Raw genomic sequence first — 24,544 nt, 5'->3', positions numbered from 1 at the left:
AAATCGTTATTTTTAGGCTTGTTTTTGAAAAACGAGAACAAAAATTAATAACATAAGTGACATCGATCGGAATACAAAACACTTTTAATTTCTTTTAAGTTGAGTTAATATTGTTTTGTGGCCCAGATCTAAAATTTAAACCAAATTACGAATATGAAAAAGTTATTTCTTACCCTAGTTGTATGTATAAGTGTTTTAGGTGCATTTGCTCAGGATGCTGTTCAATTAAAAAATGACGGAAACGCCGCACTAAAGGCTAAAGATTACAAAGCAGCTATCGTTCATTTAGAAAACTACCTAAGATTACCTGAAGCAGCAGATGATATCAAAACTGTTTACAATGTTGGATATGCAGCTTCAAAAGTAAAAGATTACGCTAAAGCGGTTATTTATTTTGACAAAACAATAGCAGCTAAATATAAATTGTCAAGTTCATATTTAAGCAAAGCAAATGCTCTTAAAAAACTTAACAAATATGACGAGATGGTTGCAACCTTAAAAGCTGGTATTGCTGCTGTTCCTGCTAAAAATGCAAAATTGACTAAAACCTTAGCTACGTATTACCTAATTGAAGGACAAAAAGCTCAAAAAGCTTCTAAATTTGACGAAGCTGAAGCTGCATACAAAAATGCTATCGAAGTGAAGTCTTCAATGAAAACAGATGCTATCGTTAGCCTTGGTTCTTTATACTTTGGAGAAGGTGCTAAAATTCAAGCTGCAGCCAATCCATTAGCAAATACTGAAAAAGAGAAGTTTGCTGCTGAAATTGCAAAAGCAAAATCATTCTACAAAAAAGCTGTTGATCAGTACACTAAAGCGAAAACTCTTGCTCCAGCCAGAGAAGATGTTGACTCTTTATTGAAAGAAGTTAAAGCTGTATTGTAAACGACAATCACTTCAAAATATTAAAGGGATGCTTTGGGCATCCCTTTTTTTGTCTTGTATCAATCTCTATAGTCTAGCTTTGTCCCAAATTCTTCAGAACGGAGAAGGTTTTATCAATTGCATCATCGTTTACCACAATCGTAAATTCATTAGTGGTAGATATCACCTCACGAATATTAATCCCAGCCCAGGCAATACTTTTAAGAATGTGGTAATAGAAACCGGCCTGTTGCGCATTCACATCCGGTAATTTAAGGGTCACAGCAGAAAGACGCCCACTTTTACTCAACATGCTTTCTTCCTTAAAAATAGTTTCAACCTGATCAGCTAAGGATTGACTAACAACTAAATTCGATTCAAAAACCCCCTGAACCATTGTATAGAAAAATTCCCGATTGGGACCAATAGCCCTTAACAAATCTGTATGCCTTTCAATCAGCATACTTGAATTTTTATAGGTGTAATCCACTAATTGTGAACGAACAATTATATCCCGAACAACCACTTCTGCTCCAAGATGAGAAATTTTACCTTTCATTTTAGGAATCAGTCTATTGATCGACATAACGATTGCGCCACTTTTCACCTGGTCTCCAAAATGTTGTTCCACCTCGGGCTGAATTTTTCGAGCCAATGAGGAAACATTGATTAATCCCTCAACCAAAGCTTCAGCAAGAAAAGGCTGATGTGCAATGATTTTTTCTACGATCTGAGAAATACTTAGCATATGTATATATTTTTCTCAAAAATAGACATATTGTTTAAATTTTCACACGGATTTTCCATAAGAATTCAATTTTATTGAAATAATTGAATGTGATAGCATTTTATAGATTTAATCATAAAAAGAATATATTTGTCATACCGTTAGGGGTGCTTGATTTTATCAGGCTGAGATAAAACCCTGGAACCTGACATGCATAATAGCAGCGTAGGAAAACGAATTCATTTTAAGAGCTTTTATACAGGCTCTTATCTTGTATTTTCTATCCCACAACAACATTTATGTCTGAATAGTTCCTAAACCTAAATTGAACTAAGACATGAAATACAATAAAGTACTCACCATTGCAGGGAGTGATTCCGGTGGAGGAGCTGGTATACAAGCTGATATAAAGACGATTTCGGCTTGCCAATGCTATGCCAGTTCAGCCATAACCGCTATTACAGCACAAAATACGCTTGGTGTTACGGCTATTCACCCAATACCACCTTTAACCGTTAAATCACAAATTGAGGCCGTTCTCGATGATATTGGAACCGATGCCATTAAGATTGGGATGTTGCATTCTTCTGAAATCATACAAATTGTAGCTGATTGCCTTGATAAATATCAAATCAAAAATATTGTTCTTGATCCGGTAATGGTATCGACCTCGGGGAATCCATTACTTTTAAATGAAGCTATCAATAATCTAAAAACAATTTTATTTCCTAAGGTTAGAATCATCACACCCAATCTGCCAGAAGCAGAAATATTACTGGGTCGAAAAATTGAAAAACAAACTGAATTTAGAAGTGTTGCCAAAGAGTTAGCTCAAAAATATCAGCTTTCTGTTTTATTAAAAGCGGGTCATTTAAGCGGAGACGATTTAATCGATGTTTTATACGATTTTGAAACATCAGAAAGTCATGATTTGAAGTCGAAAAGAATTGAAACACAAAACACGCACGGAACAGGTTGCTGCTTATCTTCTGCTTTTGCATCATTTTTGGCAAGAGGCTATACCATATCAGAATCAGCTCAACAGGCTAAGCATTATATCACAAATTCAATACAAGAAGGGCGAGATTATAAAATTGGGAAAGGCCATGGGCCAGTGCATCACTTTCACCAGTATTGGAAATAGCTGCTTGAGGATAAGTTAAAATGTTTTTCTTATCTTATAACTACAATTTAAAATCATAAAAATGAAGACTTTATACTCAATTTTATTTCTATGCATTGTAGGAATTTCTTTATCTGCCTGTCAGGAAACACCGCATAAAAGAGAATATAATCAGGAACTTGCACTCAAACTGAAGGCGGATCAATATGGTATGAGTCAGTATGTCATGGCATTTTTAAAAAGAGGTCCCAATAGAAATCAGGATTCAATTACTGCTGCACAATTACAAAAGGCTCATCTAAAAAATATCATGAAAATGGCTGAGGAGGGAACCCTTGTTCTTGCCGGCCCTTTTATGGACGATGGTGATATTAGAGGCATCTATATTTTTAATGTCGAAAGCTTGGAAGAAGCCAGGCGTTTGACAGAAAGTGATCCAGCCGTTAAAGCAGGCCGATTAATTATGGAATTACACCCCTGGTATGGTTCTGCAGCAGTTAAAGAAGTTAATGCTATTCATAATCAATTAACTAAGAAATCAATCGCTGAATAAGAAAGTGTTTATCTAAATATAGAAAAACCTCTTCATGAATGTGAAGAGGTTTTTTATATTGATGACTAATGCTTGTGTTCGTCTTTGCTAAAATATGCATGATCGAAATCATGAACCGTATCATTCAGGTTTTTAATCACTTCCAAATTTGTACTCTGCTTGGCTTTCATTGCATAGACACATATTTTATGCAGCAATTCAAGTTGTTTCATATTTTTTGCTTTCATTACCGGATCGTCACTCAACTTAACACGTTGAAACATAAAATACTGAGTCGCTATTTCCTGTAATTTCTTAGCATGCTCTTCTTTATTATTAACCCAACGAACCAATTGATTGTAGTCCGGTTTTTCTGCAGCAGAAAGCTCAACAATCATTTTCATACTCTTTTCGATGGTTTGAATATGCTCATACATCATTTTAACTCTGGCAGCATCATCATAAATACCGCAAGGAATTTCACAATGGGCATAGCTTTTAATCGTGCCAAACCCTGCAAACATAAGGCAAACAAGAGCCAATACTTTTATCTTTTTCATAATGAATAATTTTTATTTAAAAAGTTTAATTAAAATTAATCTAAATAGATGAGACCTGAAAATATTATGAAGCTTAAATAAAGACAAAACTGTATTTATTTAATAGGTGAAACAAACCAAAATAGGGGATCAAAACCTAAAGAGGAAAAAGCAATTCGATTATATTTGCAATATGAATCCAGAACGTCCTTTTTGTTTAATGCCCTTTATTCATTACCATGTAGGCAATGCAGGAAATGTAAAAGCCTGTTGTGTAGCCAATATCCCATACGGAAATTGCAACAAGCAAGCTTTCAATGAAATTTGGCAGGGTGAAGCCATCAATAAGCTAAGGGAAAAATTTAAAAAAGGAGAATCTGACCCACGGTGTGCTGTTTGTTTAAAACTCGAAGAGGCAGGAGGAAAGAGCATCAGACAAGAAACACATGAACGTTTTCCGACATTCAAAGGGTACGAAGCCATTTACCAACCCATTTATTTTGATATTCGCTTCTCAAACGCGTGTAATTTTGCTTGTCGCACCTGCTGGCATGGTGCCAGCTCATCCTGGTTTCCCGAAGCCAAACAACTAAAACGCAGTTTGGGACAATCGGCTTTGCTAAAGAATATCAACGATTTTGAAAACTTTATTTCAGAAACCGGTGAAGCCCTTTTTCAAGCAGAAGAAATTTATTTTGCAGGAGGAGAGCCCCTAATGAGTGAAGAGCATTATGCGCTTCTACACTATTTAATTGAGAATAAACACACTAAACTTCGCTTGAGATATAACACTAATTTTTCTGTTTTGGAATTCAAAGGTCATCGGATTCTGGATTATTGGAAGCAGTTTGAACATGTTGAGATTCTGGCAAGCATAGATGCTCATGGGAAATTGGGCGAATATATCCGAAAGGGATTTAATTGGACAAAATTTATAGAAAACAGAGAAGCAATCAGAGAATTGTCGCACATTAAATTCAAAATTGCCCCAACCATTTCTATTTTATCCATTGCCAACCTGCCTGAATTATACAAAACCTGTTTGGAACAGGATGTGATTCGAAAAGAAGACTTCTATATCAATATTCTGGAACGACCTTATTATTATAACACTAAGGCTATTCCTTCACACATTAAGAATACAATTGCGAAATCATTTGAAGCATTTTATCAGTGGGCTAATAAAAATTCGATTCCTCAGTTTGTTTTAAAACAATTTGAAGAATGCATTACGTATATGCAAGCCGAAGATTTAAATCAACATTGGAGCATGTTTTTAAAGGAGACGGAACTTTTCGATAAGCTTCGTGAAGAATCGTCAGAAGAATTAAAAACAGTGTTGGGAATTTAAACCAAACACTCAAATTTCAAATGCCTGATTTGAGACCATCATTTGATCTTTAAATACCCATTTTATTCATTTTATCTAGTTTAACAGAAATTTCGAACCACAATAAATAATGATAAAAACCCCATAAACAGCAGCTTACATAAACATAAAAGCCTTTAGAGCCCCCTAATTTAAAGCTATATTGAACTAGGGGACATCATGCCAATAAATATTCAATTCTCAGATGGGATTCTCGGGTAATTTTAATCAAATCTTACTGAAGATTTGAAATGCTTAAACCAATTCTTCCAGTTGGATATTTTGTTTGTGGAAATCTAAGGCTTCCTTCACTTCTTTAGCCGAAGAAGTTTGCATCAGCTGATGACACAATTTTGCCGCGCCATGAAACTCTTTGCAATAGATTTTGAAGAAACGTTTAAGAATTGCAAAATTCTTATTTCCCTGCCATGTTCTTTCGTATAAATCGGTATGCTCCCAAAGCATATTCAATTTTCGCTCTTCATCAACTTCAGATAAACCCGGACTAAACAACCAGGGATTTTTAAAAATGCCACGACCAATCATGACCCCATCCACACCAAACTGATTCACTTTATCTAAACCTTCCTGATATGATAAAACATCACCATTACCTATCAACTTTATCTGAGGCGCAATTTCATTTCGTAATTGAACGGCTTTGGCTATTTCGTCCCAATCAGCTAAGCCATCTGACATTTGTTTTTGAATACGACCATGAACAATGAGAGCATCAATCGGCATTCCCAGTAAATGAGAGATCCAGGAGTTTGTGACTACTTCTTTGAATCCTATTCGTGTTTTGACACTCAATGGCAGATCAGAACCCTCACGAGTCGCTAAAATAATATCTTTTGCCAATTCAGGATCTTGTATCAGTGCTGAACAACAACCCGATTTGACAACATTCTTTACGGGGCAGCCCATATTGATATCAATCCCGACAAAATCAGTTTCCTGAGCAATATACTGAGCTGTCTTGTAATATTTTTCCGGATCTTTTCCCCAAATTTGAGCAATGAGCTTCACCGACTTTTCTTTCAAGAGTAATTTCTCACTTTGATTAATTTGAAGACGATGTTTTACCTTATCATGACCAATTTCATGACACATCCCATCCGTTGAAGTAAACTCAGAAAACAAAAGATGTAAGCGATCTTGTTCTGAGTTTTTCAGAATCATCTCACGAAAGACTGTATCTGTAACATCTTCCATGGGAGCCAATGAAAAGGAGGGAGCTTTTTGCTCGTGCCAAAAATTAGTTTGCATTACTCTTATTTAGAATTAATAAACATTGCGAAACTAAAACTTTTTTTTGACATGCCAAACAAAAAAAGCCCTATTTGCATCTTAGTCACAAGAACTACGGCAAATAAGGCCTTATATCTTAAAAACTCCTTTTTGATTGAGTGAAGCCTAATATTATTTCTATTAAAGAATCAGATTTCTTCGAATCTAAAAATAGAAGGAAAGCCCTAAAGCTAGATTCCATATGTCACTATACTTGACGTAATCTGTTCGAATAGCCTCAAGTAGATAATTATCCATAGTCCCCATTTCAAAATAGAAGTCGATGCCTTTAATCGTTTTATAGGGTAGTGGATGATAAATCGTTGCTCCAACAAATGGAGCGAAATGAATTTTATTCTGAAAATAGTACTTATCAGGAAAATAATCAGGTAATTTCCGATATGTATTATGTGTCGATCCTAAATTAATACTTAAACCTGCCATAGGGCTCAGAATAAAGTCTTTATAATAAAATTTCTTAATATGAAATGTATTCTTAAAGGCTAATGTATTAAGGGTTTTGGCATCTGTATGATCGGTAGCCATACCGTACATGATGGATAACTGGTACCAGTCGTCAACCAGATAATAGGTTGCACCAAGGGACATAAAACCGATATTACCTGCATGTTGAATCTTTGCTGCTCTGGGAATATACCATTTTCGTTTTAGAGTATCGTTTTTAATTTTCTCATTTTCAGTCCCCTTTAAATTCAACGATAAAAGGGTGAAAACAAGAATGCTTATTCCAATTTTTTTAATCATTTCCTTTTCAATTATTCCAACATCAACATTCAAATTAAAAAGACACTTTCTCTATACTGTACGAATCTTCATCTATCGAGATGATCGCATAAGCTTTATCAGCAATATCCCCAACAACCAAATAATCCACTTGATCGTATCGCTTACCATGATAGAAACTATGGGTATGCCCATGCAGAGACAGCTGAATATCATTTTCCTCCATCATTTCATTAAACACATGTTCATTTCCATAGTTGTACTGATCCGCCCAAGGTGGAATATGGGAAACCGGAATAACAAAATTGTAATCGCCATCATTTTCCAAATTGGCCTTAAACCAATCAAATTCAGGATCATTATTCTTGTTCTCCCAAATATTATTATCAAACATCACAAATTTGCACCCTCTGAATGTAAATGTGTAATTGCCTGGTCCGAATGACTTTTCATAAATTGCTTTCCCATTAGACAGATAATCGTGGTTACCAATAACTGTGATAAAAGGTTTGTTAAGCTTAGACATTATTTCGTTAAACCAGGTGTATTCTTTATGTAGTGCACTTAAAGTCAGGTCTCCTGCATGAATCACAAAATCAATATCATCTCGGGCATTTAAAGCTTTAACCGCCTCTTCAAATTCATCGTAAAATGTATGGGTATCTGAAATAAGAGCAATTTTTAAAGACGATTTCCCAGCATCAATAGCTTTAAGCTTGGCTAGATTTTTAGCTGTTAAATCCCGAAACTCCTTTTCAACAATGATATCATAGGGACTGTATTCAAAAGGCAGATTACAGGCTGGCAATACACCAGTTAGTGTCAACATTCCTAAGATGCCAGACATTTTCACAAACTCTCTTCGTCGCATTTTTATTTAATCGTGTGTTTTGGATCTTTTCATTATCCATATTAAGAAAGGCTAGCGAAAATAAGAATTTTATGAGTTCTGTCTCCCTTTATAACATTAATTAACTAACAAAAACAATTGGTTGAAATAGCAAACGTTTTCAAACAAAAAAGTCCTGAAGCTGAAATAGCAACAGGACTGTTTGAAAATAAAATAAGATTTGTTACAAACCCAGTTTGGCTTTTGCAGCCTCTACGGTTTTCTTCGAATTTCCCACAAAAGCTTCTCCATCTATGAGAATAAACGGACGTTTCAAGAAGGTATATTCATCAAGCATCAACTGTTTGTAATCGTCCTCGGATAAATTCTTTTCTTTAAGTCCCAAAGACTTATATTTCATGGCGCGTTTGCTGAATAAGGCTTCATAAGAACCAGCCTGATTAGCAAACACCTTTAAATCAGATTCGCTTATATTTTCGATTTTAATATCCTGCTGTTCGAATTTATCATCGATGCCAAGTTCTTTCATAATTCTTTGGCAAGTAGAGCAGGTGGATAGGTAATAGATTTTATTTGTCATGATTGTGTTTATTTTATGAGACTCAAAGCTAATTAAATTTTAAATTCAACTATAAAAGGTTTAGGTCAGAATACAAAAAAAACGACCCCAAGGAATCGTTTTTTTTTAATTCGTTAAATATTTGATTAGTCTTTTTTTGACTTCATATATTCATTAAAATTCTTTATACGATCATTTTTTGTTGTAATTTCAATGACACCATTTTTTGCTTTTTTACCATATTTCTCAATAGCGGATTTATCTTTCAAAACATTAATCGATTCAATATCACTAGGGTCAATATCGGTTATTTTCATGTGTTTGTTCATTTTAACACCATCGATGATATAGAGTGGGGGATTCTTGGTCTTTCCATTTATTTTAATTGTCTTGCTATTTTTCGACCTGTCCTTTGAGCGCCTCATATTTTTGGAGTCAATCAGGATAACACCATTTTTTCCCTTCTCACCATAAATACTCGTTTCTGTTTTATCTTTTAAAACGTTAATGGATTCTATCACATCCGAATCAATCTTATTCAATTCGTTCTGACTAATTTCAATCCCATCAAGAATACAAAGAGGCATATTAGTTGAATCAATCTTCAATTTAATCTTTTTACCTTCATTATTCTTTAGACATTTTTCAATATGTATACGACTCTTTTCAATATTATCCTTCAAGTTTTGCTGAAACTCTGGAGATTCAAACTTTTTGATCATTTCCCTGATCTTTTCTTTTTGAGCTTCTAAAGTTCTTTTAAACTCACCGGATTTTATCTTCTCCAGTTGACGCTGAATACTTTCTTTACTGCGTTCCAGGTTTTCACGAATTTCCTGACGGAATTCTTCAGAATTAATCCTTTCCAAAGACGATTTTATCTTTGCTTTTAATTCATCCTTTTCTGTTTGACTCAGGTTTGAATTCTCATCAATATCTTTAAATGATATTTTTTGATGCTCTTCTCCGAGATTCTTTAATTCTCTTTCCATCTCAGCTTCAGCCTCAATGAGTTCTTTCTTAATATTAATATCAATTGATTCCAATTCCTTCAAGCCCTCTTTAAGTTCTTTCAAACTCTCTTCACTTATCTCAATTTTCACAGATTCCAACTCTTTAAGTGCATCTTTCAAAGCTTCTTTCTGAGTTTTACTTAATTCATCCATCTTAATTATAGTATCCTGTAAAGCACTATTCAATTCAGGTGCTTCGGGAACTTCTGGCAATGCAGGAGACTCAGGAAGACTTGGGATTTCAGCTAGGGAAGGCTTTGCAATAGTTTGAACCTTTTCCGGAGCTGTCAGGCTATCAGTCTTCTTTTTTTGTTCCAAATGAACAGGAGCAACTTGCCCGAACGGGTTGTTGTCAAGATCAACCAAACTTAAATTTATTGCACCTTGAGCTTTAACTTGATTTTCAGAATTTGCCAGATTTGAAAATAGAATCATACCAAACAGTGCAAATACAAATAAAGCACTCATCAGACCACGTTCCAAAACAGGATGGATATCCGTTTTAGGATTCACAATTCTTCGAACTCTATTCAAGAGGTTCGCTTTTTTACCTGAAAAACTCAATACCAATTCAGGTTTCTTTTTTCTGATACTTTCCATATTATTTAAGGCTTTAATAAGGGTTAAGGATTCACCACAAACCTTTACCGCCAGATCATCACAAATGTGTTCTCTTTCGGTATTAACCACAGAAGACAGCCACCATACCATAGGATGATAGAAAAATAGTATTTCGATTATGCCTTGTATAAACTGAACCAAATAGTCGTGACGACGAATATGGGCCAATTCATGAGCAATTATAATTTCAAGTTGATTATCAGGAATCCCACTTATTAAAATTATGGGTAGAAGGATTACGGGTTTAAAATAACCGATTAAAGAGGGAGAATCTATAGATGCCGATTCTCTGAATATAACCTTTTTCTTTATATTAAAACGCTCGACTAAACCGGATGCTAAAAGCATATGCTTCTCATTTAACTGAAAGGCCTTATGCTTTCTTAATCGTAGAGCTGTTATGTAATTCATTACCATTTTCAATGAAAGAAGAGCGACTCCAATCAGCCAGGTTCTTAAAAGAATGGGAAACAGAATATTAGTAGGCAAAAGGCTTTTAAACCAAGCCCAAGACATGACAAAACTTTGATTACCTGAAACAAGCTCTTGATCGAGATTAGAAAGATTGAGCTTAGTAATTAATGTCTTTTCAGGTAGTGTTGAGATGAATGTCAGAATTGCAAATACAAAAATAAATAACATGCCCAAACTAGCCATTGCATATCGTAATCGGGCATTATTTTTATCAAGAAATCGAAATGCCAGGGCTATGATTCCTGCTATTAAAGCTGCTTGCCAAATAGAGTGGAGGAGAGTCCATGCTAAAGCTTCTGACAAACTATGAATATTTAAATTACTTAGATTCATGATCGGCTTGTTTTTCAATACATTCAATCAATTTCTTTATCTCTTCGAGTTCTTCGGTACTACATTTATGATTTCCAAGAGCTTGTAAAACCATACCTGATGCCGATCCACCAAAAAGTGTACTCACAAATTTATCAAGCAACTGATTCTTTGTCGCTTTTTCTTCAACCAGAGCAGAATAAATATGGGTACGTGCATCCTTATAACGATCCAGCATGCCTTTCTCAGTCATAATCTGCATCACTTTAAGGGTGGTTGTGTATCCCACATTTCGCTCACTTTTAAGCTTATCATTAACAAAACGAACAGTTGAAGGACCGTAAGTCCATAATATCTGTAAAATTTCTAATTCAGCTTCGGTTGGCTTAATCTTCTGTGGTTTCATATTGTGGTGAATCTGTACTACGATTTGTTTCGTATCAAAGATATACGATACTTGTCGTAATTCAAAATCATACTACGATTTTTTTCGTAATAGACTAAAAAAATAATTTTTAAAGCGACTAGGGGAGTTTGATATTCATCGTACTTACGGCATATCCGGCAAAGATACCGGAACCTGATACAACATTCGAATGCAGATTGATTTTTTTATAGAAGGCAAAATTCTTGCGATTTTCAATCATATTCTTTGAACGCTCGAAAGCGTAATAATCCTTATTTACGTGGTAAAGCAGAACTTTCAGTTCTGCAAAATCGGACCAATTACTTGTTTTTTCAACAAAAAAGGAAATCTTTGTCTGCTGACCATTGAAACTATAATCCGAAAAAGTTTTACTCCCTAACAAATATTGTTGTTCCAGATCAGTTGCGTTTTCCAATAAGTTACCATTGAAAACAACATCATCACTATAATAATTAATATCAGTTGAATACGTATAGCTTTCGCCATTAGTCTCATATAAAGAAATTCCTTTGAGCAAAATCATATAGTAGTCTTGACTTGCTTCTTTATCATCGAATTTAAGACTGTAATATTGACGATTTGAATCTTCTTTCTCTAATATTACATCAACAATAGGCGTACTTAGCGGGATAAGAGTTTTACTGTGAATTGCATTGTAGTCTGGATGCCTGACAATAATCTCATATTCTTTTTCTGATTCAAAACTTGCATCCAACTGATACCAGCCATCATTGAGTGCTTGTAGACTCCCTAACAGCTTATTTTCGTTATACAACTCAACAGTTGCTCCATTAAGAGTCTGATTAGTTTTGTCTTCCTTTAAATTATAGGTTCGGGAAACATTCACCCTAACCAGACTATCTTTTCCAGCCAAGGCATTAAGAACCAATATTGGTGACTGATTTTTCAAAGCCAAATCCAGGTTTTCCTCACAGGAACTGAGTATAAAAATGCATAAAACAATGCTGTATAAATAGTTTCTCATTGATCTCAAATGATTAAAAGCGGTAGGTGTACGAAACACTTGGTATTAAGCCAAAAATACTTAATTGTTTCAAAGAATAAGAACTGTTGCCATAGGCATCATAGGTTTGACTCATATAAAGAAGGCTCGGATTTTTCCGATTATACACGTTGTAAACACCAATATTCCAAATTCGGGTACCGTGTTTTTTTTTCTTTCTAAAATTTAAAGAAATGTCTAATCTGTGATAAGAGGGCATACGTATATCATTTCTTTTTATAAACAGTGGCACATCTTCAATACGATCCGGCTGATATGGTGATACAGATGATGCGAATTGGGTATCAAGCGTAACGGGTAAACCGCTTCCATACGTCCAATTCACTGTAAAATCGATTTTAGAACTTAACTTTTGACTAATTTGAAAGCTTAAATCATGTCTGCGATCATAGGGAGAAGCAAATGCTTTGCCTGAATTCAAATATTTATATTTTACCTCCGATTTAGCCAGTGTATAAACCAAATGTCCTTTCGTTTTCCCTGTATTCTTTTTAAGCATGAATTCAATACCAGTAGACCATGATTTTCCGGGTTCCACTTGCTGATCCCAAGCTGAAGAGCCGTCACTTGTGTAATAGTTTTCACTAAACTCTAAAATATTACGCGTCTTTTTATAATAGATTTCTGATTCGAAACTAAGTCCTGGTAGAATTTTCCATACAGATCCAAGATTATACTGACTCGAACGTATAGGGCGTATCTTATCGTTGACAGGCAGCCAAATATCAGTGGGTAAACTTAAATCACTGCTCGTAATTAAATGCATGTACTGCGACATCACAGAAAATCCTGAATTAAAACTAAAATGCTCATTCAATTTATACTGTGCGGTCAAGCGAGGTTCAACAGATAAATAGGTCTTATTTTTTAATGCAAACCGACTTGTTCTAAGTCCAATATTGGTTAAAAGTTTCTTTGTCCACTGAATTTGATTTTCGGCATATAACGATAACTCCAAGGCACTTATACTTTTATCTTTTACCGTATTCTCTTCCAAACTATTCTTGCTGCTATAGAAACTACTACCTGGTTTGGTTAAATGGAATGCGCCTTCAAATCCAAATTTAAAGTAATATTTAGGGTGGGGTATAAAGTCAAATTCAGACTTAAGGGTATAGTCCCGAATTCCCGAATAAAATTCACGGTAATAGTTCTCCTCAAAGTCACCATCAGCTATTTTATTCAGACGCTGGTCCTTAACCGAATAGGTATATCGGCTTAAAATGAAAGATGTATTTCCAAACAATTTATCATTATAAACATGATTCCATCGGATTGAATTTGTAAAATTTCCCCAGCCAATTGTATTCCGGCTTTTCTCCGTTAAATTATCAGTCAGATCCTCGGTATGTCTCTGTTTCGCCAGGTCTTTACCCATATATGTACTCAAATACACTTTATCTCTGTTTGAAAACTTGTGCGTTAACTTAAAATTGAGATCAGCGAAATAATAACTCATATACAGACCTTCAGAATCAGCAAGAGAAAACAACAAATTTGTAAATAAATCGAGATAAGAACGTCGTGCCGAGACATTAAAGGTTGTTTTTCCCTTAATAATAGGTCCTCTGACACTCAACTGAGAGGTTAGGAGTCCAAGGTTAAATTCCCCCTCAATCTTCTTTTGATTACCATCTTTCATTCGAATATCGAGTACAGACGAGACTCTTCCTCCATATTGAGCGGGAAAACCACCTTTAATTAATCGGGCTTGATGAATAGCATCCGGATTAAAAATGGAGAATAAACCCAAGAGATGTGATTGATAATAAACAGGTACATCATCCAATAGAATCAAGTTTTGATCAGGAGAACCATTTCTGATAATTAAACCTGAAGAAGCCTCATTGGCAGTCTGAACACCTGGCAAATAAGAGATATTTCGAAAAAGATCGTTCATGCCTAAAACCGACTTTTGTTTCAAATCAGTTTCAGTAATATTATAAGTACTCAAAAAGAGATGGTTGATGTTGTTTGTTTTATCGTCAGCAACAACCTTTATCTCTCTCAGTAAATTATTGGGCTGGAGTTTTATATTAATGCTAGTGTCCTTAATACAACTGAATTTAAGTTCTTTATCCTCATAACCCACATATGATATTCTAACTTGAGGGCATTTCTTCTTTTGGTAAAAACTAAAAAAACCAAAATTATTACTCACAGTACCTTCAAATGTTTTGGGGTTATAGATGCTGGCATTTATCAGGTTTTCACCTGTTTCTGCATCGCTTATAAAACCACTGATTCTAAACATCTGTTCTTCAAAAGGGATCTTTACAATTAAGATTTTGTTATCCAAACAAACAATTTTAAATGATGACAAATCGAGAACTTGCTTCAAACAATTTTCGACACTATACTGCTGCTTTTGCAAGACTACTTTTTCATCAAAATTCAAATCACTGGTGTAGCTAAATTCAATTCTTGTCTGCTTATTTATCTCATTAAATAATTCAGATACAATGTACTCCTGTTTGGGTAGATTAAGTTGTTGTTTCAACAATACATCTTGAGCATAACTGTGTGTTGCTATCATCAACACAGATAAGAATAGGATATATTTTAGGATATGATTCAATAGACTTGATGTATTTTTAACGGACTGCAAATTTAATACAGAAGTTTTTTATATTAATCATACTCAAGCATTATTTCTTTGATCCTAAAGCGCTAATAGAAAAAAAGATAAAAACTGAGAACCATTTCATACAAATACATAACAAAAATGGCTTGCCAAATTAAGGCAAGCCATTGTAATCTAAAATTAAATATTCTGTTCTGAATCAAGTATTTCAATGTTTATTACATTGTTTTCTTGAATATATAACGAGTAATAAAAATACCTTTTCCATCGCCTTTTCCGCTATCACTCTCAACTGCAGATGTCACAAATGCCAATTCCCAACCTTCGGCAACCAATGTGTTTATTTTGGATGAAATAAGGGCATCATTCGAAGCAATATTCTGGAAGTTAATCCCCGCAACACTGTAGAAATTCAGCAACTTTGTTTCTGCAAACAGATCAACTTTGGCATCTTTTCTTTTAACTGAACCTTGATTACTTTTCTTGCCATCTGTACGTTCAGTTGTAAAAGCCTGAGCATCGATAGGGGACTTCTCTTCAATAATTCTTGATCGTCCAAGACCCATTGGCACAATTGATTCGACCGAAGTAACGACTTTGTACTGTACTGTTTGTGCGTTTGATTCAAAAACAAATGCGCCTACTACTAAAGCTAATAATAATAATTTTCTCATGTGAAATTTTAATTTAAATATTACAGTGATTTTGGTGTTTGAATTTTACCATGATTTATTTTATAGTAATAACTTGTCCTTTTTTCTCAATATTGGCCTGTATTAAAAGCTCTAATTGTTTTAAAACTTTATCTATATCGTAATTATTAAAATCTATAGTCAGTTTCAAGTTTTCAAGCTCAATGTTTTGATTCTTAATTTCAACTTTGTACAGTCTTTCAATATCTTGAAGAACCTGAATGAAAGGGGTATTTTTAAAACTCAGAAATCCCGTACGCCAAGAATCATAATTAAAACCGGGCTTATTTATTATTGCAAGCTGATTATCCTTAAACAAACCAACTTGCCCTTTTGTTAAAATTAATTCCTGGTCATTATTCTTAATTTTAAAACTTACTCTACCGGTATTAACACTAACAAGAGTCTGATCTCCTGCCATATTCCTAATATTGAAGCTGGTTCCCAAAACCTTAATCAGAGTTTTACCTGATTCAATAATAAATGGCTTGGACGTGTCTCTTTTTATATTGAAAAACGCTTCACCCTTGAGTTTAACCAAGCGTTTATTATCTCCAAAATGGTTGGGGTATATCAATTTACTATTCACATTTAACTGAATCTGACTTCCATCAGCTAATTCAAATTTATCCTTAGATTCTGTGGTTTGTACTTTCGATAATTTGCCAAATCCGGGAGTGGTGTTGTATAAATAAAGGAAACTAAGACTACAACTGATAAAAACGACAGCTGCATATCTCAAGATGTGCGTTACCCCAAAAGTCTTTTTTTTTCGCTTCATCTGAATTCTCTTCCAGTCGAGTTCCAAATCAATCTGTTCAAATACATCTATATTTGAAGCTGAAGACCAAAGTTCAGTCATTCTTACAAACAGTTCTTTGTTTTCAGACGATTCGGACAGCCAGGAAACCAAAGTAGCCTTTTCCTTCTCGTTAGCACGACCTTGAAGATTTACTCGTAACAAATCTTCATCTATATTAATATTTTTCATTTTCAAGCTTTTCTTATACTAAGACAAAATCAAAATCAAAACACGTACTTACACCTAAAAACATTTCATTTACTATTATAAATCAGCCATAAAATCATAAGATGAAGGAGAGTGGGACTCAATTTTAATCTCAGGCTTTTTAGTGCTTTTGAGATTTGTGTCTCCACAGTGCGCTTCGAAATCTGTAAATAATCTGCAATCTCTTGATTATCTAATCCTTCAATACGATTCATTCTAAATATGCGTTGACATTGATCTGGAAGCTCACCAATAGCTTTATAAAGCTGATATTCCAATTCTGTTTGTTCAAATATATCATCAATCTCATAACTGGCAGCATCGTTCAAATACAGAATATTCTCGTGATGCAGAGACCTGTTCTGATTTTGTTTGATAATGTTTAAACACGCATTTTTGACAGATTGATACAGGTGAGATTTAACTGATGTGTGTATTTTAATACGTTCTTTTCTGTCATAAAGCTTGACAAAAACATCCTGAACAACTTCACGAGATTCTTCCAAATCCTTAAGAAATTTATTTGCATATGCAGTCAATACCAAATAGTACTCATTAAATAACTGCTCAATACGTTTGTCATTAATTATTTCTACAGTATTAGAATTTGTCATCATAAACTTTCAATTTGTATCCGGACAAACAACTCGAAGGCTACTATAATAAAGTAAGTTGTTAAAATGTCATTAAATTTAAACAATCTGATTTAGTTAAGGACAATTAAATTTTTAAAACACGTACGATAAATAATATTTTTGATATTGTTTTACAATATTTTTTAGATGGAATTAATGAAGCAAATCTGAAACACAAAGTCTTATAATTCATATTATGTTAAGTAAGGCGTGTTTGTAATTATTTTCACAATTATATCAATATGCCCTCATAAAAAAGCCTCCAAGAATATTCTTGGAGGCTTCGAAAAATTTTACCGAATTTATTACAAGCTATCAGCTTTTGCTTTAAATTCTTCATATTTCTTCATATACTCAGGCTTTTCATTTCTAAGCTTGAAATAAAGTTCTTTAAGAGTCACAATTGAATTCTGCTCATCAGGCTTAATCTCAAGAACATTTTCGAAATATGGAATAGCTTCTTCATATAACTTATATAAGTTCTTAACAGCTGCATCATATTTTTTCTGATCTATAATATCATTAGTAACCTTACGAGCTTCTTCACAAACGTTTATTTGAAGAACACCAAGATTGTAATAAGAAATATAATCCTTAGGATCTTTAGCCAAAGCAATATTGTACAATTCTTTTGCTTTCTCAATCTCATTTGTTTTTTCATACAGAGTAGCCTTTGCTCTGTAGTATGAACCATTTTCAGGATCTAAAGCAATTGCTTTATCAAGGTATTCAGCAGCTTTACTTGGCTCACCTCCCAATAAGTAATGGTTAATCAACTCAACTAGCATGTAAGAATCGTTTGGATACATCTCAAACCCTTTATGTAGGTAAGTCAACGACTCTTCTGCTTTATTGCTATCTGCTAGAACTTTAGATAAATACGCATAAGCTTTAGCACCACCGTAATTATAACTTATAGTCTGCTTATAGTACTTAATTGCAGCTTCAAGATTATTAGCTTTTTGTGCAGCAAGACCAGCGTTAAAAATAACAGCTGTATCAACGGCAATATTATCAGCTTTGAACATTTCCATGTTCTCAATCTCTAAAACTTTCTCAAATGCATTCAATGCTCCATTATAATCTTCAGCATTGTAAAATTCAACAGCTTTATTTGTGTAATCTGGAATTAAGTTTGTCATCTGAGCTTTAACAGCCTTAGCATATTTATTCTTAACATCTAGTTCCAAACACTTCATGTAAGCGTCATAAGCTATCTGTAATGGTGTATCAGATAATTTTCTATAGGCTGGAAGTGGACTTTCGAAAATAGCTTGATAAACTTTTCCTTGTACTAAGTATGCTTTTGGCCATGCAACACATTTTTCGTCACTAATACCTGCATCAATAGCTTCTTTTGCCTTATCCAGTTTACCAGATGTTAGGTAGTTGCTAGCACCTGTTACTTTACTCTTCTGAGCGTTTACCATTGAAACACACAAAAGAAGAACCATAATGAATGATAATTTTTTCATCAGTAAATAGTTTTTGTTTTGCTTGTGAATCTTTCCTAATATTTAAAAAAATCAATAAGAAAGCCTCTTTTTATAGTTTGTTTGTATAAGAATCTTGCACAAATTTAATCCATAAATCGACAATTGAAACAAGATTATTTTCTTTATAATTAATCTAAGTTTTAGAATAAACTGGTTTGTTCACCATCCAAGGTATTTTTAGGCTGATCTTCACCATTCTCTTCAACTTGCTCATCAATTGATGTTTCAATTAAATTATCAGGCTGATCAACAACTACACCATTTTCAAGATCTTCAGTAATTAGTTCTTCCTCACCTGCTGCATTAACTTTTGCAACGGCGGCAATTGAATCCCCTTTTTTACTCAAGTTGATCAAACGCACCCCTTGTGTTGCTCGTCCCATAACTCTTAAACCTGCTACTGCTAAACGAATTGTAATACCTGATTTATTAATAATCATCAAGTCATCACTATCGCTCACTGATTTTAAGGCAATAAGTTCGCCTGTTTTTTCAGTAATATTAATGGTTTTAACACCTTTACCTCCACGATTGGTAATTCGGTAATCATCAATATTGGAACGTTTTCCATAACCATTTTCAGAAACCACCATGATATCTTCGTCTGAATTCTCGACACAAATCATGCCAACAACCTCGTCAGCCTCGTCACGAAGAGTGATTCCTCGTACTCCAGATGCAGTTCTACCCATCGCTCTAACCTGATCTTCAGCAAAACGGATAGCTTTTCCTGATCGAGCAGCAATTAAAATTTCTTTATTGCCATTGGTTAATCTTGCTTCCAACAACTGATCACCTTCACGTACGGTAATTGCATTCACACCATTGACACGTGGACGAGAATAAGCTTCAAGCGAAGTCTTCTTCACAATACCTTTTTTCGTACACAAAATGATATTATTGTTGTTGATATATTCGTCTTCGCTAAGAGTCAATACATTGATGTATGCTTTTACCTTATCATCAGGCTCAATATTTAGAAGATTCTGAATCGCTCTACCTTTTGATTGTTTTGACCCTTCAGGAATCTCAAATACCTTCAACCAGAAACATTTTCCTTTTTCGGTAAAAAATAACATGGTGTTATGCATAGTCGCCATTATCATGTGCTCAAGGAAATCTTCATCTCTGGTATGAGAACCCTTCGCTCCTACACCACCTCTGTTTTGAGTTTTAAACTCTGTCAATGGTGTCCGTTTGATATAGCCCATATGCGAAATTGTAATCACCATTTCTTCATCAGCATAGAAATCTTCCGGATTAAAATCTTCTGAAGCATATACAATTTCAGTCCTTCTTTCATCACCATATTTAGCTTTAACCTGAAGTAGCTCCTCTTTAATGATACCCATACGAACATCATGGTCATTTAAAATTGTTTTTAAATGATCAATCAATTTCATGATTTCATCATATTCAGCTCTTAATTTATCTTGTTCAAGTCCTGTTAACTGACGAAGACGCATTTCAACAATAGCGCGAGCCTGTATTTCAGACAATTCAAATCGCTCGATCAGAGATGCACGTGCAATATCAGGGCTTTTTGAGCCTCTAATGATTTTAATCACTTCATCAATATTATCCGAGGCAATAATCAATCCTTCAAGAATATGAGCTCTGGCTTCAGCTTGTCTTAATTCAAATTGCGTACGACGTACAACCACATCATGACGATGCTCAACAAAATAGAGAATCAAATCTTTAAGATTCAACAATTGTGGTCGCCCTTTTACCAATGCAATATTGTTCACAGAGAACGATGATTGCATTTGAGTGTACTTAAACAATTTGTTTAGCACAACATTAGCAATGGCATCACGTTTCAAATCAAAAACAATACGCATACCGTTTCTGTCTGATTCATCATTTACATTTGAAATGCCATCAATTTTTTTATCATTGATTAAATCAGCCGCCTTCATAATCAATTCGGCCTTATTAACCATATATGGAATTTCTGACACAATAATTTTTTCACGGCCAGAATCCGTAACTTCAATATTTGTTTTTGCTCTTACTACTACACGACCTTTACCCGTCTCATAAGCTTCCTTAACACCCTGGTATCCATAAATAGTACCTCCTGTTGGAAAATCTGGAGCTTTAACAATATCTACCAACTCATCAATAGAAACATCGTTATTATCGATATAAGCAATGGTTGCATCAATTATATCTGTCAAGTTATGTGGTGGCATATTGGTTGCCATACCCACTGCAATACCTGAAGCTCCATTTACTAATAAATTGGGGATACGAGTAGGAAGTACAGTTGGCTCTTGCAAAGTTTCATCAAAGTTAGGAGACATATCAACTGTATCCTTTTCCAAATCGCCAAGCATTTCTTCCGCAATCTTTTTCATACGTGCTTCAGTATAACGCATAGCCGCTGGGCTATCACCGTCAACCGAACCAAAGTTACCCTGCCCATCAACCAAAGGATAACGCAAAGACCATTGTTGAGCCATTCTAACCATGGCCATATAAACTGAACTGTCACCGTGAGGGTGATACTTACCCAAAACCTCACCAACGATTCTCGCTGATTTTTTATGAGGTTTATTGGCTGCTATACCCAATTCATTCATTCCGAATAACACTCGGCGGTGAACAGGCTTAAGTCCATCTCTAACATCTGGTAAAGCTCGGGAAACAATTACTGACATCGAATAATCGATGTAAGCCGATTTCATTTCCTCTTCAATATTAATGCGTATGATTCTTTCTCCCGTGGTCATATATTTTGTCTTTTAGATTCTATTCTTTAATGGGAAATATAATTCCTGCTTTTTGACCAAATGAAACGTTCATTTCATAGTTCAAATCACAGAAAGACAAAAGTAAAAAAATATGTGCAATTTTGATAATAAATAGGCTGCTATTTGAAGTCCAATTAAGATAAATATTTTAGCTATATTAAGCTCGATCAGCTTAAGTCCTTTAATCTTCGTCCTTTAGTCACAATGACCGTTAAATTCCCTATATTTTTGACTTAAGTTTACTTCGAATAAAAATATTCTTATTAAATTCACCAAAGACGAATAGAATAAATACACAACTAAAACATCATATATATGGAATCAAAGTTTTCACCCCGTGTAAAAGATGTCCTGTCTTATAGCAAAGATGAAGCTGAAAGATTAGGCAATAGTGCAATTGGCACCGAGCATCTTTTTTTAGGGATTCTGCGTGAAGGTGAAGGTGTTGCAATTAGCATCCTTAGTTCCCTGGGGATCAATCTCCTTGATCTCAAACACGATCTGGAATTTAAGCTGCAAAACACCACCTTAGACCGATTAGGTCAGGAAGATATTCCATTACAAAAATCTGCTGAGCGTGTTTTAAAACTTATTTACCTTGAAGCAAAGGCTTTAAAAAACCAAACCATAGATACTAGTCACCTATTATTGGCGATTTTAAAGGATGAAAAATGTTTGGTGACACGCTACTTAGATGCTAAAAATATAGATTATAATACAGTGAAAAATAATATCAATATTACTTTACCCAAAGCTCAAGCCGATTTCCCTTCAGAAGAGAGAGAAGGATCCGGTAGTGGCATGCATGGTAATAATCCCAAATCTGGGACTACAGGAAAATCAAACACACCTGTTCTCGATAATTTTGGGGTGGATATTACTCAAGCAGCTGAGGAAGGCACCCTTGATCCTATAGTTGGACGTGAAATTGAAATCGAACGTTTAGCACAAATTCTTAGCCGACGTAAGAAAAACAACCCTATTCTTATTGGGGAACCTGGTGTTGGAAAATCGGCAATTGTCGAAGGCTTAGCTTTAAGGATTATTCAGAGAAAAGTTTCTCGTGTCCTTTTTGACAAACGTGTGGTTACTCTTGATTTGGCTTCTATTGTTGCCGGGACAAAATACCGTGGTCAGTTTGAAGAAAGAATGAAAGCAATTCTTAACGAGTTAGCTAAAACCACCAATATTATTCTTTTTATTGATGAGATCCATACCATTGTGGGCGCTGGTGGAGCCACTGGTTCTCTTGATGCGGCCAACATGTTAAAGCCCGCTTTAGCTCGTGGAGAGATTCAATGTATAGGGGCGACAACTTTGGATGAATACCGTCAAAATATTGAAAAAGACGGCGCCCTGGAACGACGTTTCCAGAAAATTTTAGTTGAACCCACTTCAATTGAAGAAACAATTTCCATTCTCAATAATATCAAAGAGAAATACGAAGATCACCACAGTGTATATTATACACCGGATGCTATCGAAGCCTGCGTTAAACTAACAACACGTTATATTAGTGATCGTCACCTGCCTGATAAGGCAATTGATGCTCTTGATGAAGCGGGATCGCGTGTACATATTTCCAATATTCTGGTTCCTAAAATTATTGAAGAGCTTGAGGCAAACATCGAAGAAACCAGACAACAAAAAATCAAATCTGTTAAAGCTCAAAAATTTGAATTAGCTGCCAGTTTCCGAGACAAGGAAAAACAGCTGATGGATAAACTTGAAAGCGAAAAAGATAAATGGGAAAAGGATTTGAGCATGCAAAAAGAAAGAGTCTCAGAAGAAAATATTGCTGAGGTTGTTGCCATGATGACGGGTGTTCCTGTTAAGCGTATCGCTCAGGCTGAAGGTTCACGCTTGCTTCAAATGAATGAAGAGCTCAGAAAAAGAGTAATTGGTCAGGATGATGCCATTGCTAAAATTGTAAAAGCCATCCAAAGAAATCGAGCAGGCTTAAAAGATCCAAACAAACCAATTGGCTCATTCATCTTTTTAGGACCTACCGGTGTTGGTAAAACACAATTGGCAAAAGTCCTTTCAGAATATCTTTTTGATAGCTCTGAGGCTTTGATTCGTATCGATATGAGTGAATATATGGAGAAGTTTGCCGTATCGCGTTTGATTGGTGCACCTCCGGGATATGTTGGTTACGAAGAAGGCGGGCAATTAACTGAGAAAGTAAGACGTAAGCCCTACTCTGTTATTTTATTGGATGAAATTGAGAAGGCGCATCCCGATGTTTTCAATATTCTATTGCAATTACTCGATGATGGGCAGTTAACAGATTCGTTAGGCCGTAAAGTTGATTTCAAAAACTGTATCGTTATCATGACATCCAACATTGGATCGCGCGAGCTTAAAGATTTTGGTCAAGGAATTGGATTCCAATCCAAAAGCAGTAGCACTAACGACTATACCAATAATATTATTCAAAAAGCCCTTCGCAAGGCTTTTGCACCTGAATTCATAAATCGTGTAGATGATCTGATCATGTTTAACTCATTAAATGAGGAACATATTCATCAAATTATCGATATTGAATTGAGAGGCTTGTACAGCCGCGTTGAAGACTTAGGTTTTAAGATTAAGATTTCAGGAGCTGCCAAAGACTTCATCGTTGAAAAAGGCTATGATGTACAATATGGAGCCCGCCCACTGAAGCGTGCGATTCAGAAATATCTGGAAGATGAAATGGCCGAAGTCATTATACGTGCTTCCCTAACTGAAGGTGACACCATATCCGTTGGGCTTGACAAAAACAAAGGCAAGATCACAACTAAGATTTTGAAACAAAACAAAGAAGTTGAATAAACTTTAATAGTGCCAGCAATGCTGGCATTATTTATTTTATATAATTCAACAAAAATCTTTATTGCGACTTAGTTTAAATAACCA

Annotated in this window: 20 protein-coding genes and 1 riboswitch; of the genes, 5 read left to right on the top strand and 15 right to left on the bottom strand. The window is 34.8% G+C overall.

The window, feature by feature from the left end; all coding sequences use genetic code 11:
- Positions 1–153: 153 nt before the first annotated feature.
- Entirely contained in the window at positions 154–885 is a 732-nt protein-coding gene (locus EO244_RS14310) for a tetratricopeptide repeat protein (RefSeq protein ID WP_129255374.1), read from the top strand.
- Between the two features lie 73 nt (positions 886–958).
- Here the strand turns inward: EO244_RS14310 and EO244_RS14305 are convergent, their stop codons facing one another.
- The gene (locus EO244_RS14305; protein ID WP_129255373.1) at positions 959–1,612 is read right to left on the bottom strand and encodes an aspartate kinase; all 654 of its coding nucleotides are present in this window, start codon (positions 1,610–1,612) and stop codon (positions 959–961) included.
- A 132-nt stretch (positions 1,613–1,744) separates the two neighbouring features.
- Positions 1,745–1,840, top strand: a riboswitch (TPP riboswitch).
- 88 nt (positions 1,841–1,928) lie between these two features.
- Between EO244_RS14305 and thiD the strand changes: the two genes are divergently transcribed.
- Positions 1,929–2,735: a bifunctional hydroxymethylpyrimidine kinase/phosphomethylpyrimidine kinase gene (gene thiD / locus EO244_RS14300; RefSeq protein WP_129255372.1), complete on the top strand. Its 807-nt coding sequence runs from the start codon at positions 1,929–1,931 to the stop codon at positions 2,733–2,735.
- A 61-nt stretch (positions 2,736–2,796) separates the two neighbouring features.
- Positions 2,797–3,267 (top strand): YciI family protein, encoded by a 471-nt coding sequence (locus EO244_RS14295; RefSeq protein WP_129255371.1) that lies wholly within the window; start codon positions 2,797–2,799, stop codon positions 3,265–3,267.
- 65 nt (positions 3,268–3,332) lie between these two features.
- Here the strand turns inward: EO244_RS14295 and EO244_RS14290 are convergent, their stop codons facing one another.
- Positions 3,333–3,806, bottom strand: a complete 474-nt coding sequence (locus tag EO244_RS14290) for a superoxide dismutase [Ni] (RefSeq protein ID WP_129255370.1) — start codon at positions 3,804–3,806, stop codon at positions 3,333–3,335.
- A 172-nt stretch (positions 3,807–3,978) separates the two neighbouring features.
- On the opposite strand from EO244_RS14290, the gene EO244_RS14285 reads away from it, so the two are divergent.
- The gene (locus EO244_RS14285) at positions 3,979–5,136 is read left to right on the top strand and encodes a twitch domain-containing radical SAM protein (RefSeq protein ID WP_129255369.1); all 1,158 of its coding nucleotides are present in this window, start codon (positions 3,979–3,981) and stop codon (positions 5,134–5,136) included.
- A 273-nt stretch (positions 5,137–5,409) separates the two neighbouring features.
- On the opposite strand, the gene EO244_RS14280 is transcribed toward EO244_RS14285, so the two are convergent.
- The 13 genes from EO244_RS14280 to gyrA form a co-directional block, all read right to left on the bottom strand.
- Positions 5,410–6,423 carry a tRNA dihydrouridine synthase gene (locus EO244_RS14280; RefSeq protein WP_129255368.1) on the bottom strand — a complete coding sequence of 338 codons (1,014 nt, stop codon included), beginning with the start codon at positions 6,421–6,423 and terminating at the stop codon, positions 5,410–5,412.
- Between the two features lie 186 nt (positions 6,424–6,609).
- Positions 6,610–7,209 carry a hypothetical protein gene (locus EO244_RS14275; RefSeq protein WP_129255367.1) on the bottom strand — a complete coding sequence of 200 codons (600 nt, stop codon included), beginning with the start codon at positions 7,207–7,209 and terminating at the stop codon, positions 6,610–6,612.
- Between the two features lie 34 nt (positions 7,210–7,243).
- Positions 7,244–8,059: a metallophosphoesterase family protein gene (locus EO244_RS14270; RefSeq protein WP_129255366.1), complete on the bottom strand. Its 816-nt coding sequence runs from the start codon at positions 8,057–8,059 to the stop codon at positions 7,244–7,246.
- A 202-nt stretch (positions 8,060–8,261) separates the two neighbouring features.
- On the bottom strand, positions 8,262–8,618 hold the full coding sequence (locus EO244_RS14265; protein WP_129255365.1) for an arsenate reductase family protein: 357 nt from the start codon (positions 8,616–8,618) through the stop codon (positions 8,262–8,264).
- A gap of 125 nt (positions 8,619–8,743) precedes the next feature.
- Complete coding sequence (locus tag EO244_RS14260; RefSeq protein ID WP_129255364.1) at positions 8,744–11,038, bottom strand: M56 family metallopeptidase; 2,295 nt, start codon at positions 11,036–11,038, stop codon at positions 8,744–8,746.
- Positions 11,025–11,423, bottom strand: coding sequence for a BlaI/MecI/CopY family transcriptional regulator (locus tag EO244_RS14255; RefSeq protein ID WP_129255363.1), 399 nt, complete (start codon positions 11,421–11,423; stop codon positions 11,025–11,027). The genes EO244_RS14260 and EO244_RS14255 overlap by 14 nt, the downstream gene beginning before the upstream one ends.
- A gap of 118 nt (positions 11,424–11,541) precedes the next feature.
- Positions 11,542–12,429 (bottom strand): DUF4249 family protein, encoded by an 888-nt coding sequence (locus EO244_RS14250; RefSeq protein ID WP_129255362.1) that lies wholly within the window; start codon positions 12,427–12,429, stop codon positions 11,542–11,544.
- A 13-nt stretch (positions 12,430–12,442) separates the two neighbouring features.
- Positions 12,443–15,004, bottom strand: a complete 2,562-nt coding sequence (locus EO244_RS14245) for a TonB-dependent receptor (RefSeq protein ID WP_129255361.1) — start codon at positions 15,002–15,004, stop codon at positions 12,443–12,445.
- A 266-nt stretch (positions 15,005–15,270) separates the two neighbouring features.
- Positions 15,271–15,726, bottom strand: coding sequence for a hypothetical protein (locus EO244_RS14240; protein WP_129255360.1), 456 nt, complete (start codon positions 15,724–15,726; stop codon positions 15,271–15,273).
- A gap of 55 nt (positions 15,727–15,781) precedes the next feature.
- Positions 15,782–16,735, bottom strand: coding sequence for a FecR family protein (locus EO244_RS14235; protein ID WP_129255359.1), 954 nt, complete (start codon positions 16,733–16,735; stop codon positions 15,782–15,784).
- Between the two features lie 65 nt (positions 16,736–16,800).
- Positions 16,801–17,370 carry an RNA polymerase sigma-70 factor gene (locus EO244_RS14230; protein WP_129255358.1) on the bottom strand — a complete coding sequence of 190 codons (570 nt, stop codon included), beginning with the start codon at positions 17,368–17,370 and terminating at the stop codon, positions 16,801–16,803.
- 323 nt (positions 17,371–17,693) lie between these two features.
- Positions 17,694–18,863 (bottom strand): tetratricopeptide repeat protein, encoded by a 1,170-nt coding sequence (locus EO244_RS14225; RefSeq protein WP_129255357.1) that lies wholly within the window; start codon positions 18,861–18,863, stop codon positions 17,694–17,696.
- Positions 18,864–19,024: 161 nt separating this feature from the next.
- Entirely contained in the window at positions 19,025–21,622 is a 2,598-nt protein-coding gene (gene gyrA, locus EO244_RS14220) for a DNA gyrase subunit A (protein ID WP_129255356.1), read from the bottom strand.
- Between the two features lie 336 nt (positions 21,623–21,958).
- Between gyrA and EO244_RS14215 the strand changes: the two genes are divergently transcribed.
- Entirely contained in the window at positions 21,959–24,460 is a 2,502-nt protein-coding gene (locus tag EO244_RS14215; RefSeq protein WP_129255355.1) for an ATP-dependent Clp protease ATP-binding subunit, read from the top strand.
- Positions 24,461–24,544: the final 84 nt, after the last annotated feature.

Source organism: Ancylomarina salipaludis (assembly GCF_004122035.1).
GTDB classification, from domain to species: Bacteria; Bacteroidota; Bacteroidia; order Bacteroidales; family Marinifilaceae; genus Ancylomarina; species Ancylomarina salipaludis.
This window is presented reverse-complemented; position numbering and strand designations above follow the sequence as displayed.

Excerpts from the sequence above, each read along its gene's own strand:
- EO244_RS14310 (WP_129255374.1), top strand. The coding sequence starts at position 154 with ATGAAAAAGTTATTTCTTACCCTAGTTGTATGTATAAGTGTTTTAGGT.
- EO244_RS14305 (WP_129255373.1), bottom strand. The coding sequence starts at position 1,612 with ATGCTAAGTATTTCTCAGATCGTAGAAAAAATCATTGCACATCAGCCT.
- thiD (WP_129255372.1), top strand. The coding sequence starts at position 1,929 with ATGAAATACAATAAAGTACTCACCATTGCAGGGAGTGATTCCGGTGGA.
- EO244_RS14295 (WP_129255371.1), top strand. The coding sequence starts at position 2,797 with ATGAAGACTTTATACTCAATTTTATTTCTATGCATTGTAGGAATTTCT.
- EO244_RS14290 (WP_129255370.1), bottom strand. The coding sequence starts at position 3,806 with ATGAAAAAGATAAAAGTATTGGCTCTTGTTTGCCTTATGTTTGCAGGG.
- EO244_RS14285 (WP_129255369.1), top strand. The coding sequence starts at position 3,979 with ATGAATCCAGAACGTCCTTTTTGTTTAATGCCCTTTATTCATTACCAT.
- EO244_RS14280 (WP_129255368.1), bottom strand. The coding sequence starts at position 6,423 with ATGCAAACTAATTTTTGGCACGAGCAAAAAGCTCCCTCCTTTTCATTG.
- EO244_RS14275 (WP_129255367.1), bottom strand. The coding sequence starts at position 7,209 with ATGATTAAAAAAATTGGAATAAGCATTCTTGTTTTCACCCTTTTATCG.
- EO244_RS14270 (WP_129255366.1), bottom strand. The coding sequence starts at position 8,059 with ATGCGACGAAGAGAGTTTGTGAAAATGTCTGGCATCTTAGGAATGTTG.
- EO244_RS14265 (WP_129255365.1), bottom strand. The coding sequence starts at position 8,618 with ATGACAAATAAAATCTATTACCTATCCACCTGCTCTACTTGCCAAAGA.
- EO244_RS14260 (WP_129255364.1), bottom strand. The coding sequence starts at position 11,038 with ATGAATCTAAGTAATTTAAATATTCATAGTTTGTCAGAAGCTTTAGCA.
- EO244_RS14255 (WP_129255363.1), bottom strand. The coding sequence starts at position 11,423 with ATGAAACCACAGAAGATTAAGCCAACCGAAGCTGAATTAGAAATTTTA.
- EO244_RS14250 (WP_129255362.1), bottom strand. The coding sequence starts at position 12,429 with ATGAGAAACTATTTATACAGCATTGTTTTATGCATTTTTATACTCAGT.
- EO244_RS14245 (WP_129255361.1), bottom strand. The coding sequence starts at position 15,004 with ATGATAGCAACACACAGTTATGCTCAAGATGTATTGTTGAAACAACAA.
- EO244_RS14240 (WP_129255360.1), bottom strand. The coding sequence starts at position 15,726 with ATGAGAAAATTATTATTATTAGCTTTAGTAGTAGGCGCATTTGTTTTT.
- EO244_RS14235 (WP_129255359.1), bottom strand. The coding sequence starts at position 16,735 with ATGAAAAATATTAATATAGATGAAGATTTGTTACGAGTAAATCTTCAA.
- EO244_RS14230 (WP_129255358.1), bottom strand. The coding sequence starts at position 17,370 with ATGATGACAAATTCTAATACTGTAGAAATAATTAATGACAAACGTATT.
- EO244_RS14225 (WP_129255357.1), bottom strand. The coding sequence starts at position 18,863 with ATGAAAAAATTATCATTCATTATGGTTCTTCTTTTGTGTGTTTCAATG.
- gyrA (WP_129255356.1), bottom strand. The coding sequence starts at position 21,622 with ATGACCACGGGAGAAAGAATCATACGCATTAATATTGAAGAGGAAATG.
- EO244_RS14215 (WP_129255355.1), top strand. The coding sequence starts at position 21,959 with ATGGAATCAAAGTTTTCACCCCGTGTAAAAGATGTCCTGTCTTATAGC.